General features: G+C 59.7%; 12 protein-coding genes. 11 read left to right on the top strand and 1 reads right to left on the bottom strand.

Annotated features, from left to right (window positions below):
- The first annotated feature begins 19 nt into the window (after positions 1–19).
- Positions 20–997 carry a rod shape-determining protein gene (gene mreB / locus RIN49_RS00490; RefSeq protein ID WP_309118202.1) on the top strand — a complete coding sequence of 326 codons (978 nt, stop codon included), beginning with the start codon at positions 20–22 and terminating at the stop codon, positions 995–997.
- 58 nt (positions 998–1,055) lie between these two features.
- Here the strand turns inward: mreB and RIN49_RS00485 are convergent, their stop codons facing one another.
- Positions 1,056–1,964 carry a DMT family transporter gene (locus tag RIN49_RS00485; RefSeq protein WP_309118201.1) on the bottom strand — a complete coding sequence of 303 codons (909 nt, stop codon included), beginning with the start codon at positions 1,962–1,964 and terminating at the stop codon, positions 1,056–1,058.
- Positions 1,965–2,252: 288 nt separating this feature from the next.
- Between RIN49_RS00485 and RIN49_RS00480 the strand changes: the two genes are divergently transcribed.
- The 10 genes from RIN49_RS00480 to RIN49_RS00435 all read left to right on the top strand — a co-directional run bounded on the left by RIN49_RS00480 (position 2,253) and on the right by RIN49_RS00435 (position 14,216).
- Positions 2,253–3,104 carry a sugar phosphate isomerase/epimerase family protein gene (locus RIN49_RS00480; RefSeq protein ID WP_309118200.1) on the top strand — a complete coding sequence of 284 codons (852 nt, stop codon included), beginning with the start codon at positions 2,253–2,255 and terminating at the stop codon, positions 3,102–3,104.
- Between the two features lie 4 nt (positions 3,105–3,108).
- Positions 3,109–4,146 carry a Gfo/Idh/MocA family protein gene (locus RIN49_RS00475; RefSeq protein ID WP_309118199.1) on the top strand — a complete coding sequence of 346 codons (1,038 nt, stop codon included), beginning with the start codon at positions 3,109–3,111 and terminating at the stop codon, positions 4,144–4,146.
- The gene (locus RIN49_RS00470) at positions 4,143–5,009 is read left to right on the top strand and encodes a sugar phosphate isomerase/epimerase family protein (RefSeq protein ID WP_309118198.1); all 867 of its coding nucleotides are present in this window, start codon (positions 4,143–4,145) and stop codon (positions 5,007–5,009) included. Before RIN49_RS00475 ends, RIN49_RS00470 begins: the two co-directional genes overlap by 4 nt.
- A gap of 70 nt (positions 5,010–5,079) precedes the next feature.
- Entirely contained in the window at positions 5,080–5,982 is a 903-nt protein-coding gene (locus RIN49_RS00465) for a helix-turn-helix domain-containing protein (RefSeq protein WP_309118197.1), read from the top strand.
- A 17-nt stretch (positions 5,983–5,999) separates the two neighbouring features.
- Entirely contained in the window at positions 6,000–7,079 is a 1,080-nt protein-coding gene (locus RIN49_RS00460) for a Gfo/Idh/MocA family protein (protein WP_309118196.1), read from the top strand.
- Positions 7,080–7,082: 3 nt separating this feature from the next.
- The gene (locus RIN49_RS00455; protein ID WP_309118195.1) at positions 7,083–8,321 is read left to right on the top strand and encodes a Gfo/Idh/MocA family protein; all 1,239 of its coding nucleotides are present in this window, start codon (positions 7,083–7,085) and stop codon (positions 8,319–8,321) included.
- Between the two features lie 78 nt (positions 8,322–8,399).
- A complete protein-coding gene (locus tag RIN49_RS00450) occupies positions 8,400–9,197 on the top strand; it encodes a M55 family metallopeptidase (protein ID WP_309118194.1) in 798 nt (265 codons plus the stop codon).
- 154 nt (positions 9,198–9,351) lie between these two features.
- Complete coding sequence (locus tag RIN49_RS00445; protein ID WP_309118193.1) at positions 9,352–11,898, top strand: beta-mannosidase; 2,547 nt, start codon at positions 9,352–9,354, stop codon at positions 11,896–11,898.
- Positions 11,899–11,932: 34 nt separating this feature from the next.
- Entirely contained in the window at positions 11,933–13,717 is a 1,785-nt protein-coding gene (locus RIN49_RS00440; RefSeq protein WP_309118192.1) for a glycoside hydrolase domain-containing protein, read from the top strand.
- Between the two features lie 13 nt (positions 13,718–13,730).
- Positions 13,731–14,216, top strand: coding sequence for a hypothetical protein (locus tag RIN49_RS00435; protein WP_309118191.1), 486 nt, complete (start codon positions 13,731–13,733; stop codon positions 14,214–14,216).
- Positions 14,217–14,241: the final 25 nt, after the last annotated feature.

The following is a 14,241-nucleotide window of genomic DNA, read 5'->3' as shown; positions in this document are numbered from 1 at the left end:
ATAGGAGAGGAGAGGTTGCATGTTTAAGAGATTCGAGAAAGTGTATGGCATCGACTTGGGCACGTCGAATACGGTCATCTTCGAACGTGGAAGAGGCATCGTGCTGAACGAACCGTCCGTAGTCGCTTATCGGGAGAACAGCGGGGAAGTGCTGGCCGTCGGCGCCGAAGCCCAAGCGATGATCGGGCGAGCGCCTCCGCAGGTGACGATCGACTACCCGCTGCGCAACGGCGTCATCGCCAACTTCGACATGACCGGGAGCATGCTGAAACAGTTCATGAACAAGATCCAGGGACGCTCTTCGTTGTGGCGCGGATCCCAGGTATACATATCCGTTCCTTGCGGCGTTACGAACGTCCAGAAACGCGCGGTCGAAGAGACGATCGTGCACAAAGGGGCGAGGAAGGCAAGCGTCGTGGAGGAGCCGCTCGCGGCGGCGATCGGCGCGGGGCTGCCGATTCACGAGCCGATCGGGCATCTTGTGCTCAATATCGGAGGCGGCACTTGCCAAGTCGCGATCCTGTCGTTGGGCGGCATCGTGGCCAGCCATACGATGCGCCGCGCGAGCCTGTCCCTCGATCGCGACATCATGGATTACGTGAAGCGCAATCATAACCTGGAAATCGGCGAACGAACGGCGGAAGACGTCAAGATCCGAATCGGAACGGCCGACCCGGACGCGGAAGTGCGCTCGATGGACATTCGCGGGCGCGACGCGATCGACGGGATGCCTCGTTCGATCCGTCTGGTCTCGAGCGAAGTTCACGCGATTATAGAGGATTTCGCCGGAACGCTCGTCGACTCGATTCGTTCGACGATGGAACAATGTCCTCCCGAACTCGCAGGGGACGTCGTGGAGCAAGGGATCTTGTTGTGCGGCGGCGGCGCCTTGTTGGACGGCATCGACCGGCGGATCCGGGAGGAGACCGGCATTCCCGTCTACATCGCGGAAAACCCGTTGGAGTGCACCGCGATCGGAACGGGCATGATGCTGTGAACAAAGAAAAGCAGGGAATCCAATGGATTTCCTGCTTTTTTTGTCTCGGTTTCCGATCTTACGCCTGATGCGCCAGCGGCTTCGGCACGCGAGCTTTCTTCTCCCGACTTGCGATGAAGACGCCGGTTAAGATGAGGAGTCCTCCGACGATTTGCGAGGCGCGGATGGCATCGCCCAGGACGAAGTACGCGACCACGATGGCGACGAACGGAGGAATGTTCATAAACATCGAGCTCGCGGAGGCGCCGACCACCGAGATGCCTTGGTTCCACCAGAAGCCTGCCAAGCCTTGCCCGAAGACGGCGACCAGCGTCAGGACGATCCACATCGAGGCATGAAGGCTGACATGCAGGTGACCTTGGCTAGCTTCCCATACCGCGGCCGGGGTCATGAGCAGCGTGCCGATCACCGTCGCCAAGATAGTGATATCGTAGGAGGGCATCGTTAGCGACAGTTTCCGAATGAACAATAGGCTCACCGATAACGCCAGCATGGCAAGAAGCAAGAGAAGATCGCCGGTCGAAACCCCGAACGCGCCGCTTTCTCCGAGCAGCACGATGAAGACGACCCCCGTAAGGGCGAGTCCCGTTCCGGTCAGCTTCTTGGGGGTGACGGCTTCCCCGAGGAAGAGTCGGGCTAGCAACGTCGTGGCGATGGGGGACAGCGCGATAATGAGAGACGCGTTGCCCGCCGTCGAGGATTGCAAACCGATAAAGTAGAAAAATTGATTGAACAGCGTGCCGAATAACCCGGCGAATAACAACACAAGCCATTCTCCCTTGGTAGGACGACGCATCTTCCGATGGAGCATCGCGATCGACAGCAAAAATAACGAAGTCAACACCAATCTGGAGTAGGACAAGAAAATCGGGGAGAAGTCCCGCAACAAAAACGCGCTCGCCACGTAATTGCAACCCCATAAGAGCGAAACGCCGAACAACTTCAAAAACACGGTCCGGTTGGACACAAAACCAAGTCCTTTCTGGATGCTTATGACCCCTAGGGCGTTCCCGCAGCCCCGAGCGCCGCGATCGCCGCGGCGATCTTCGTTTTCCGACGCATCGCAAGCCCGCCCGCCTCATTCGTCTTGGTCATTGGGGCAACGCCCCTCTTATATAGTATCTTATCTTTCCGAAATCGTGATAGCTTAAAAAATGTACATTTCCTTCGAAAGATACGTCAACTTTCCCCGCGCGGATATTGCTATAGTAGGGATGTGAAACGAAGTAAAGGAACGAAAGGAGCCGAATCGGCGATGATGGACAGAGTTGGCGTGTTGACGGACGAAGTGTCCGACCGCTTGGAGGAAGCGCTGGATTGGGCTACGGAGCAAGGACTTGCGCATGTAGAAATTCGGGTCGTGAACGGGCGCAACGCCGCGAATCTGACCGACGAAGAAGCGAGTGCGATTCGCCGGGAGGTCGAGGCCAGAGGACTGTTCGTCTCGGCGCTCGCGTCGCCGTTGTTCAAGTGCGCGTTGGATCCGGGAAGACCCGTAGCCGCGGGCGATACGTTCGGCAATGCGGAAGAAGACGTGGAGGCCCACTTCGAGAAGCTGAACCGCGTGATCGAGATCGCGAAACTGCTGGGCACGAAGCGAATCCGCATCTTCTCCTTCTGGAGAGAGGAGCATCCGGAGCGTCATACGGAGGAGATCGTCAGCCATCTGCGGCGTGCTGCCGGCATCGCGGGGGAGGCGGGCGTGGAGCTCTTGTTGGAAAACGAACCGTCCTGCAACGGCGGCGTAGCCGTAGAAGTGGCGGCGCTCGTCCGCTCGGTCGATTCCCCGGCGCTGCGCGCGCTGTGGGATCCGGGCAACGAGGCGTACGCCCGGAGGGAAGCCTATCCGGCAGGGTACGAGTCGGTCAAGGATTGTCTCAGCCATGTGCACTTGAAGGATGCTTACGTCGGATCGGAAGGGACATCGCGCTGCGTTCCGTTGGGCTCCGGAGACGTGCGGGTCGTGGCGCAGTTGAGAGCGCTCGCAGCGGACGGATACGACGGCTTGTTCACGATCGAGACGCATTTCGTCCCCGACGGCGGGAGCCGCATGACGGGCACGCGGATGACGTTGGACGCGCTGAAGGCGCTGCTGAAGGAGGTGTAGGCCGATGGCGCAATGGCGCTTCGGGCTCATCGGCTGCGGCAGCGTGGCCGACATGCACATGGAAGCCATTCGACAGATCGAGGACGCCGTTCTCGCCGTCGTGTCGAGCCGATCCGAGAGCAAGGCGAAATCCGCCGCGGAGAAGGCGGGCTGCGACTGGACGACCGATTATCGCGAGCTGCTGCGCCGAACCGACGTCGACATCGTATGCGTGACGACGTCGAGCGGAAGCCACGCTTCGATCGGACATGAAGTGCTTGCGGCCGGCAAGCATCTCGTGCTGGAGAAGCCGATCGCCATGACCGCGGAAGACGCGCGCGCGTTGGCGGAAGCCGCCGAATCGCGCGGGCTGACCCTGTCGGTCATCTCCCAGCGAAGGTTCGAAGCGAACAACCAGCTGATTAAGCGCGTGCTGGACGAAGGCGCCTTGGGCAGGCTGCTGCTGGCGGAGGTGACGCTTCCGTTCTACCGCAGCCAAGCGTATTACGACAGCGCCGAGTGGCGGGGGACGATCGCGGAGGACGGCGGCGTGCTCATGAACCAGGCGATCCACTGCCTGGACTTGCTGCTCTGGTTCGCCGGCGACGTCCGCACGGTGTACGGGAAGACGGCCACGTTGACCCATCGGATGGAAGCCGAGGATATGGGGCTCGCCATCCTGACGTTCGGGAGCGGCGCCTTCGGCACGATCATGGCCTCGACCAGCATTCGGCCCGGGTACGCGGCGACGATCTCGCTCTACGGCGAGGAGGGCACGATCAAGCTGGAAGGCACCTCGATCGTGCGATGGTCCGTCCCCGGCTGGGACGAACCGAACTGGACGCGGAAAGAATCGTACGGGGGCGTGTCCGATCCCAGGAGCATCGTCTCGGATTATCACCAAAGCCAGCTCATCGACGTAATGACGTCGATCGAGACGGGCATGAAGCCGTTAATCACCGGATGGGACGGATGGCGCGCCGTGCGACTGGTCGAAGCGATCTACGAGAGCGCAGCGGCCGGCGCGGAAATCGAAATCGGGAAGGAAGGCGGTAGCAGATGATGAAATTCGCGGCGTTCAGCGGCGTGCTCATCGAGCACAGCATTCAGGAAGCGATGCAACTGACGAAGAAGCTCGGGATGGACGGCATCGAAATCGCGGTGCGGGAACCGCATCTCTCGGCGGGAACCAGCTTGCCCAGAGTGAAGGAGATTCAGGCGCTCTCTCGAAGCTTGGATTTGGAAATCCCCGTGCTGGCGGGGTACGTCGGAGGCTTCTCGGACGCAAGCGATGGCGAGGCGCGGAAGAGCTTCGACGAATTCAAGCGGCTGCTCGACATCGCCGGTCATCTCGGCGCCGGCATGATCCGCATCTTCCCCGGCGGACCGAACGCGTTCCTGGCGAACGAGTATCATTACGCCAAGGCGGCTCATTGGGTGAGCTTATGCGCGGAGGAAGCGAGGAAGCATCACATTCGAGTGCTCATGGAAATCCACAACGATTCCTTGGTCGAAACCGTAGAGAGCAGCCTGCGGCTGCTTCGCATGATCGAGGGCGACAACGTCGGCATGATCCATGACGCGGGCAATATGTATATTACGGATACCGACTACGGGCGGGATTCGGTGCTGCAGCTGGGGCGCTACTTATTCCACGTGCACGTGAAGGATGAGCTCCGCGTCGCGGAGGTCGGGGCGCCCGGCACGTTCACGAGTACGACTCGCCACGGCCAAGAGAAGTTCTTGCAGAGCCGGATGGGGGAAGGCGGAGCCGATCATCGTCCGCTGTTCGAAGCTCTGGTCGAAACCGGCTATTCCGGCTGGGTGACGCTCGAATGTCACGCGCCGTTCCCTCCGTACGAACGATTGGAGCATGATTTTCAATTCGTCCGCAGCCTGTTGTCGTCTTTGCGAGTCGCCCCGTAAACTTCTTGCCGGAGCGTTCCGGCTATGCTAGTTTACAAGAAAGGCGATCGATAGGCGGTGCGGAGAAGCGATGGACGAGAAGAAGGGAATCTTGTATTTTCAAACCCGAAGCCAGTTGAACCATGAGTTTCCTTTCAAAATTTTCCGTTACTCCAGTCATTTGTTAAAGCAGTCGCTGCACATGCACGATTATGTGCAGCTCGCTTACGTGCGCAAGGGGATGTGCAATCATCGGATGATGGGCAAGTCGCTCACGGTGAGCCAAGGCGAGCTGTTTATCATTACGCCCGGCACGGAACACAGCTTCAGCGCCATCGAAGAGAAAGACTTCGAGTTGGTGTTGATCGACTTCGCGCCGAACGTGTTGGACGGCTTGCTCGGTCCGATGAAGAACGCTTTGGAGCCGTATTTGTCGCCGGGGGGCGCTTCCGCCGCGCATTCCTGGCTGCACGTCGGCAAGACGAAACAGGCGCTCGTTCTTCAGTTGCTGCAGGAGATGCAAGAGGAATACGAAGCGAAGGAGCCGGGGTACGAATATTCGATTCGGCTGTCGCTGGTCAAGCTGCTGGTGGTCGTCGAACGCGAGTACCGCAAGATCGGCCGGCGGCCGCAGAACCGGAGGTCCGCGGCGCCGGACCGGCAGCCGATCGAAGAGGTGCGCCGGTACATCCACGATAACTACAGTCAAGACATTCCGCTCGAGCATGGCGCGTATCTCGCGAATATGGCGCCGGCCTATTTCAGTCATGTGTTCAAGAAGGAGACGGGCCAATCGTTCATCGATTACGTGAACGAGGTGCGGGTCGAGCGCGCGATGGAGCTCATTCGCCGCGATTCGCTCACGATCACGCAAATCGGCTTTCAAGTCGGCTACCGGCACTTAAGTCACTTCATACGAACGTTTAAGAAGCGAACGGGGATTACCCCGACGGAATACAAGAAAACATTCGGAAGCGTTACCCCATCCAATTAAGAAAGAGGGAATCCTCCATGACTTCCACTCCGATTCGCGTCGGCATTATCGGCCAAGGCCGCAGCGGCCGCGACATACACGGCAAGCTGCTCGTGCAGCTGCCGGAGCAGTACCGCATCGCGGCGATCGCGGATTCTCTTCCGGACCGCCAAGCGCGCGCGCGCGAAGAGTTCGGCTGCAATCCATACGCGACTTGGGAGGAGATGATCGAGCGCGAGCCGTTGGATTTGATCGTGAACGCGTCTCCGAGCCATCTTCATTTTCCGATTACGCTCGAATTGTTGAACCGCGGGTTCAACGTGCTGTGCGAGAAGCCGCTGGCGAAATCGCCGGAAGAAGTCGACGAGCTCATCGCGGCGTCCAAGCGTTCGGGCAAGCTGCTGGCCGTGTTCCAGCAATCGCGGTACCATCCGGCGTTCCAACAGATTCGCAAGGTCATCGATTCCGGCGTGTTGGGCCGGATCGTCCAGATCGACTTCAGCTTGAACGGCTTCGCGCGCCGCTGGGACTGGCAGACGCTGCAAAGCAACAACGGCGGCAATCTGATGAATACGGGACCGCATCCCGTGGATCAGGCGCTTCAGCTGTTCGGGACGGATACGATGCCGCAGATTACCTGCATCATGGACCGCGCCAACACGTTCGGCGATGCGGAGGACTACGTCAAGCTCCTTATGCGAGGGCGAGGGCGGCCGACGATCGACATCGAAATTTCGTCGTGCTGCGCGTACCCGCAGGATTCCTTCAATATTCAAGGCACGAACGGCGGATTGCACGGCACCGCGGATCGCTTGGAATGGAAATATTTCAAGCCCGAGGAAGCGCCGCCGCAGCAATTGATTCGGGAGCCGCTCATCTCGGCCTCCGGACTGCCCGCGTATTGCAGCGAGACGCTGACCTGGCATGAAGGCGACTGGACGATGTCGCTGCCGGAAGGGCAAAGCTTGTTCGGGTACATGACCGAGCGGCTGTACGTAATGCTTCACGGCGCCCTGACGGCGGGCGCCGAGCTGGAAATTACGCCGGAGCAGGTGCGCCAGCAGATGTGGGTTATGGAAGAGTGCAGACGCCAAAACCCGCACATTTACAGCGCTTAACCGATGACGACGGACATGCGCAGCGCGTTATTAATCGGAACCGGCGGTTTCGGGAACGTCCATTTGCGCGAGCTGACCCGTCTCGAGGACGAAGGCGTCCTCCGGTTGGCCGCCGCGAGCGACGTGCGCGTTCCGGAACAATCGGCGAAGCTGATCGCGGATCGCGGCCTTCGGGTGTACGGCGATTACCGGGAGATGCTGGCCGCCGAAACCGGCGCGGACTTCGTCATCGTCTGCACTCCGATCCAGCTCCATGCCCCGATGTGCCGCGACGCGATGGAGGCGGGCTATCACGTGCTGCTCGAGAAGCCGCCGAGCGCCATGATCCAAGACGTCGACGCGATCTCGGAGACGGCTCGACGGACCGGCAAGCTGTGCGGGGTCAACTTCTTCGCTCCGTCCCGCTCGGCGCTCGAACGGATCGAACGAACCGCAGTGTCCGGCGACATCGGCCGGGTTCATAGCATCAAGGGGCTCTCGCTCTTGACGAGAACGCATGCGTACTTCAATCGCACCCCATGGGCTGGTAAGCTCCGAGCGAACGGAGCCGTCGTATTGGACGGCGCGTTCCACAATCCGGCCGCGCACTTGCTCTACAGCATGCTGAAAATGGCGGAGCTCGTTTCGGATTCGGACGGGAAGGGGAGCGGCGCCGATCCGCTCCGCGTTACGGCGGAGATGTACCATGCCAACCCGATCGAGAGCGACGACACGACCTCGATGCGCATCGAGCTGCGCAACGGAACGACGCTTTGCTTCTATGTTACCTTGTGCGCGCGCCAGGCCGAGACGCAGCGCGTTCGACTGGAGGGAACCGAAGGCGCGATCGAGTGGGACTATAACGATCGAGTGACGGTATGGAGCAAGGGGGAAACGCGGACCTTCGATTGCGCCGAAGGGAGCATTCTCGAGCGTCGGTACCGGAACTTGATGCGGGCGGTCGAAGGATCGGAAGACCGGTTGGACGTCTCGATCGAGTCGGCCCGCCGATTTACGCTTGCCGCGAACGGCGCCTTCGAATCGGCGGGGCTGATTCGAACGGTGCCGCCGGCGTTCGTGGTTCGGTCGACGGGAGACGATCAGCCCGGTTCGTACATCCACGGGATCGAAGCGACGTTGAAGGAGGCGTTCGCCGCCGGTCAGCTGCTTTCGGAGGCGGGGGCGCCGTGGGCGGAGCCGTCGACGCCATACGACGTAAGCGATTATCGGCAGTTTCCTCAACGCTTTCGTTTTCCCGAGTAACGACAACTTCGGTCTGCTACCTTCGCGTGGCAGGCCTCTTTCCCATACCGTTTGCCAAGGAAGAGGAGGAAGAAACGAATGAAATTTTACGTCAGCGTCGATATGGAAGGCATCGCGGGGATCGCCCTGCGGGAGCAGACGATGCGAGGGGAACCGTTCTACCAGGAAGCGCGGCATCTACTGACGGAGGAAGTGAACATCGTCGTCGAGGCGCTGGTTCAATCGGGGGCGACCGACATTATCGTGAAGGACGCTCATGCGACGGGGTTTAACTTCTTGTACGATCGGCTGCATCCCGCCGCCTCCTACGTTCTCGGCCCGGTGCCGATGACGAACCGGTTCGCGGGGGTCGACGAGACGTTCGCCGGGGCGCTGCTGCTCGGCTATCACGGGATGGCGGGGACGCCGGGGGCGATTCTCGACCATACGTACAGCACGGCGGATGTGTACGGACTGGAGCTGAACGGCGCCCCGATCGGCGAGATCGGCGTCGACGCGCTGTTATTCGGTCTGCGCGGCGTGCCGGTGCTGTTCGTTTCCGGCGACGATAAGACCTGCGCGGAGGCGGAACGCCAGCTGGGCACGGTGAGGACTTACGAGACGAAGAAAGGGTTGGGCCGACATGCGGGCTTGTTGAAGGCGCCGAGAAGGGTGTACGAGGAGATCGGCGACGCCGTGAAAGAAGCGGTCGCCCGCAGGTCGGCTTGCAAGCCCTATACGATGCAAGGACCGTACGAGATGAAGGTCGAATATACGAGCACTCGTCTCGCGGACGGCCGGTATTGCAACGAGGCGGACACGTTCCGCGCGGACGGACGGACGGTGCTGCTTCGCGACGACGATCTGCTCCGGCTGCTGTCGAGAACGTTCGGATAAGGCGGTCCCCAGCGTTTCGCAACGTTCCGGAGAAGGATAATAATTTCTCAGTAAAGTTTAGCATTGCCCCGTATATCCCCGACGCCGTTCGCTCTACCATTAGAGAAGATCGCGAACAGGCAGGCAAAGCGCTAGATCGATCGGGAGGGGAACGATGGCATCGCATCAGACGCAATACATCAAGCTTCAGGAGCGTTGGAAAATCAAAGCGTTCGACCGCGCGGAGGACATCCCCGACGCCGTACACGAGGCAGGCTTCGAAGCATCGGGCTGGTTGGAAGCGGCGGTACCGGGGGATGTGCATTCGACGCTGCTAGCTCACGGCATCATCGAGGATCCATTTTATTCAACCAACGACCAAGCTTGTCGGTGGATCGAGCGGAAAATTTGGGTGTACCGGATGGAATTCGATGCGCCGGAAAGTCGGAACTTCAGCAGCGCGCGCCTGCGCTTCGAGGGCCTCGACACGCTGGCGGAGGTGTTCGTCAATGGACAATCCGCGGCGGTATGCGAAAATATGTTCGTCCCCGCCGTCGCCGAGCTGACCGGGAAGCTGAAGGATCGCGGCAACGTCGTCGTCGTTCGCTTCGACTCGGTCGTCGCGTACGCCGAGAAGCAGGACGTGTCACGATTCTGGTCCAAGGTCAATTACGAACGAATTTGGCTGCGCAAGTGCGCGTGCAATTTCTCGTGGGATTGGAGCCCGCGCGTCGTGACGGTGGGCGTCTGGAAGGACGCTTGGCTGCAGCTGATTCGCAAGGCGAAGATCGAGAACCTGTTCTTCCGGACGCTGTCGATCGGGCCTAGCGGGGCGGAGGTGGCGGTCGATGCGGAGGTCGGCCGGTTCGACGGCGGAGAATCTCGCCTTACCGCAGAAATACTGCTCAAAGGCCGCGATCGAACGGACCGTTACGAGGTCGAGGTCGTCGACGGAAGAGCGACTCTCCGATTCCGCGTAGACGAACCCGAGCTCTGGTGGACGTTCGATCATGGGAATCCGTTCTTGTATGAGCTCGACGTCCGGTTGAAGGCGGATGGACGGATCGTCGACACGGCCGTCGAAGACGCCGGCATCCGGACGATCGAAGTCGCGCTCCGCTCCGAGACCGGCGGTCCCCGGTTTACGTTCGTCTTGAACGGCAAGCCGATCTACGCGAAGGGCGCGAATTGGATACCCGCCCACAATTTCATCGGCGCGATCCGGGACGAACGGTACGCGGATCTGATCTCGCTCTCCCGCGAGGCGAACATGAACATGCTTCGGGTGTGGGGCGGCGGGATATACGAAAAGGCGGCGTTTTACCGCGAATGTTCGCGGCAGGGTCTGCTCGTCTGGCAGGACTTTATGTTCTCCTGCAGCGAGGTGCCCGACTACGACGCGGGGTTCATGGCGAACGTCCGCGAGGAGATCGTCGCGAACGTGAAGATGCTGCGAAGCTATCCTTGCATCGCGATCTGGGCGGGCAACAACGAAAATCAGGCGATCCACAGCGAGAAGATGTATTACCGGGGCGACTACCGGTTTTACGGGGAGAAAATTTTCCACGAGCTCATCCCGGAGCTTCTCGGAACGTTGGACACGACGCGATTGTATTGGCCGAGTTCTCCTTGGGGCGGCAACGACGCGAACAGCTTCGACGAAGGGGATACGCACAATTGGGCGGTTTGGGCCGGCGACGTGTATCCGCGGAAATACGGGGAGCCGTCGAAGATGGACGTGTCGCCGTACGGCATCTCTTATCGCCGGTACGCCGAGGACACGTCGAAATTCAGCAGCGAATTCGGCATTCACGGGAGCACGGTGAAGGAGACGCTGCGCCGGAACATCCCGGCATCGGAATTGTATTACGGCAACTTCGAGTTAGATTACCGAAACAAGGATTACGAGCCGGAGAAGGCGGATCTCACGATGGCCGGCTATTCCGGACTGCCGACGGATTTGGATCAATACATCGATTTTTCCATGCTGTGCCAAGCCGAAGGGTTGAAATTCGGCGTCGAGCATTTCCGCCGGAGAAAACCGGAAAACAGCGGCTCGCTCATCTGGCAGTTGAACGATTGCTGGCCGGGGATCAGCTGGAGCTTGATCGACTATTACTTATTTCCGAAAGCGTCCTATTACTACGCTCGCAGATTTTACCAACCGATTCTGCTCTCCTTCAAAGAAGAGGAGGGACGCATTTCCGTCTGGGCGACGAACGACAGCTACGAAGCATACGAGGATACCGTGACCTTGAGCGTGCAAAATTGCTTCGGCAACGCGACTTATGAGTGCGCTTACCCGGTCCGCGTTGAACCGAACGGCTCGAAATCGATCGTCGAGTTCGCCCCGGCGGAAATCGAATGGCGGTTCGGCGTCATCGACAAGCGCAGCCACTTCATTGCGATCCGAAGCGCGAGAGACGATGTGTACGACAACCACTTCTTCTTCGCCGAGCAGAAGCAGCTGCGTTTCGCGCCTTGCCGGCTGCAGGTGACGATGAGAGAACGGCCGGGTGAGATCGAGATTTCCGTAGCGACGGATCGATTCGCCCGTTTCGTGAAGCTGGAGTGCGGAATCGACCATACGATGTTTTCCGACAATTACTTCAATCTGGCGCCGGGCGAGAAGAAGACGATCGTCGCGTCCAATCGCAAGGGAACGCCCGTCGCTCCCTCGGATATTCGCGTCAGCGCATTGAACGGAAGCAAGGTTCGATAGGGGCTTGCCCAATATGACGATAAGGAGCCGTGTCATGAGCAACAGTTTCTTGATTCACGATATGATCCGGATCTGTCCGCAAACCGGCGAGGCGCTGGAGGAAGAAGCGAAGAGTTCGACGCCTGCGGCGGACCGGGAGCGGTCGATCGGCCTCGTCTCGCCTCGGAACGGGTATGTATCCTTCCAAATCATCGTACGGCTCGACGGCGCCGCGGACGCCGACATTCGATTTTCGGCCGAGCCGATGAAGGGCGAATTCGACGAAATCGGCACGGAGGAATTCACCTATTACGCCGAGTGGTATCACCGCGTCAAGGGGAAGTATTACCCGGATGCGCTCGTGCCGCTGAAGGAGGGCGCCTCTTCGCCGCGAACGTTCTCCGCGATCGCGAAGAGGAACGATGTCCAAGATCAAGCGTACGCCGCTTGCTGGGTAGATCTGTTCGTTCCTTCGCATATTCGGGCGGGCGAATACCGCGGTGCGATCCACGTGACGTCGGCGGCGGGGACCGACACGCACGTGATTCGCCTAACGGCGCTTGCGACGGTCGTGCCGAACGAATCGTATATCGTCGCCGATCTGAACAGCTACGCGGACAATATTTCCAAGCGGATGGATTACTTACGAAACAACGAGCATCGGTACGAGGACGGCACGTATAACGAAGTGGAACGCCGCTTCTTCCGAATGGCCCACGAGCACCGCTGCTTGCTGCATTACTTGCCGTACCAGCATTCTGGGAAAATTCCTTCCGCGTTCATCCCCGAGGTGGAAGGCAGAGGGAAGAACATTCGGGTGAAGGACTGGTCTCGATTCGACGAACACTTCGGCTCGTATTTCGACGGGTCCGCGTTCGAAGGAACGAAGCGGGGACCGATTCCGCTGCCGTATATGTATTTGCCGTTTAATTTCCATTGGCCGGCCGATTACGTGAAATTCGGGACGAAAGGGTACAAGACGGAATTCGCGACGATCCTGGAAGAGTTCTACCGGCATTTCACCGAGAAGGGCTGGCTCGGAACGAAGTTCGAATTGTTCCTGAACCATAAGAAGCGTTACAAACTGTTCCCGTACGACGGCGACGAAACGAGATTTATGTGGGACGAGAAAATCAACGACATTTTCTACGATCTCGCGAAGGACGTATTGGAGAAGAAGGACGGGGCGCAGTTTATTTTCCGTACCGATTCCAGTTGGAGCTACGGCCATCATTATGACAAATACGCCGATCTGATCAAGCTCTGGGTCGTCAATCAGCAAATATTCTCTTGGTTTCCGGAAGGTCTGAGTGCGCTTCGCGCGGCCGGCTGCGAAGTGTGGACGTACGGCACCGCCGCATCCATTCATGAAACGCTGCTCGCCTCCGCGATCGCTCCGCTTACCGCGGTGGCCAGAGGGGTGGACGGATTCGTGTATTGGGAAAGCACGAAGTGGGGCGACCGCTGGTACGAGACGCCCGATTCGAACGGGGGCACCGCGCTGTTTTACCCGGGAGACCGGTTATTCGGGTTGTTAGAGCCGATGCCGTCGATCCGCCTCAAGACGCTCCGCAACAGCGGGCAGGTCGCGGATTGCGCGGAGCGGTGGATCCGCGAGCAGCCGGAGGTTCGCCGGAACGCGGTCAGGGACGCGTTCGCCGACGCATTCGACGTCGAGCCGGACGCCTGGTGGCCGGGCCGGCCGGAGTTCGCGACGCTGCCCCCGCACCAATGGGAGGACCAGATGTTCAGCGACGCCCCGAAAGCCGTGCTGCACCACGGGAAGGCCCCGGAATCGTTCGACGTCATGAAGCGAAAACTGTGGGGAATTTTAGGATAAGGGGACTCGAACCATGAAGCGAAGCACGTATTCTTTAATGGAAATCGCAAGGATCGGGGCGTTGTTCCTACAAGGGGATCAACTGGAGGACGTGATGCCGCCCGAACGCCGCGAGTACCCGCTTCGGGTCGCGAATTCGCCGAATCCGTTCGCCGTCGGCGACGAGATCGACTTCGTGGAGGAACACTTCAACGCGCTGAAGAGAGTGCTGCTGCTGACCGAACGAATCGACCCCCATCGCTCGCCGCTGACGGCGCTCTGGATTCGGCGTCCGGAACAACCGACGCACGGCGAGGTCATGGTCGCCGGCGGAGGCTTGCCGCAGGAAGGAACGCATATTCAGGAGCTATGGCCGGAAATTTTGCGCGCCTTCTCCGGGCTTCCCACCCGTTGGGACCGCGATGGCGGGACGACGGTGTATTACCCGATTCGCAATTCGGACGAAGACATCGTCGGCGTATTGGAAGTTTCGGATCACGTCCCGGAATTTTTCGTCTAGTTCGAAATTGCATAGCGATCCTTGG

The organism is Paenibacillus sp. (assembly GCF_031177825.1).
GTDB lineage: Bacteria > Bacillota > Bacilli > Paenibacillales > YIM-B00363 > Paenibacillus_AE.
The sequence above is the reverse complement of the archived record's forward strand: the minus strand, read 5'-3'. Positions and strand labels throughout refer to the sequence as shown.